The sequence below is a fragment of the Bacillus sp. LR--39 genome, from assembly GCF_053613335.1.
Genome location: NZ_JBSIOT010000634.1, coordinates 1 through 823, shown reverse-complemented (window position 1 = coordinate 823; position 823 = coordinate 1). Strand labels below are relative to the sequence as shown.

Genomic DNA, 823 nt, shown 5'->3' with positions numbered 1-823 from the left:
TAAGGAGAGCTTTTATCTTGAAAAGAGAAAAGTTTTAAAAGACAGGGTGATACGATGAAGAAGTATACACTAATTGCAACGGCGCCGATGGGCATTGAAGCTGTTGTCGCAAAGGAAGTACGAGATTTAGGATACGAATGCAAGGTTGATAACGGGAAAGTTATTTTTGAAGGTGATGCACTTGCCATCTGCCGTTCGAACCTTTGGCTTAGAACAGCCGACCGCATAAAGGTTCAGGTTGCTTCTTTTAAAGCGAAAACATTTGATGAACTGTTTGAAAAAACGAAAGCGATTAACTGGCGCTCATTTATACCTGAAAACGGGAAATTCCCTGTCATCGGAAAATCGGTAAAATCAACACTTGCAAGCGTTCCCGACTGTCAGCGGATCGTCAAAAAAGCAATTGTCGAAAAGCTCAAGCTGCAATCCGGCAAAGCTAATGATTGGATTGAAGAAACAGGTGCCGAATATAAAGTGGAAATTTCTTTATTGAAAGATCAGGCTCTGATTACGCTGGACTCATCAGGGACGGGCCTTCACAAACGAGGATACCGTGTCGATCAGGGCGGTGCGCCGATTAAAGAAACACTTGCTGCAGCTTTGGTGCAATTAACCAATTGGACGCCCGACCGCCCGTTTGTTGATCCTTTCTGCGGCTCCGGAACAATTGCGATAGAAGCGGCGTTAATTGGCCAAAACATCGCCCCGGGATTCAACCGCGATTTTGTATCAGAGGATTGGGAATGGATCGGTAAAGATCTGTGGAACAAAGCGCGGCTTGAAGTCGAAGAAAAGGCAAATTATGATCAGCCGCTTACAATTT

General features: G+C 44.7%; 1 protein-coding gene. It reads left to right on the top strand.

Annotation, left to right across the window (positions count from 1 at the left end; all coding sequences use genetic code 11):
* Positions 1 to 54 precede the first annotated feature (54 nt).
* Positions 55 to 823, top strand: a 769-nt coding sequence (locus ACWHAR_RS25460; protein ID WP_452088231.1) for a THUMP domain-containing class I SAM-dependent RNA methyltransferase, incomplete at its 3' end; no start/stop codon positions are given.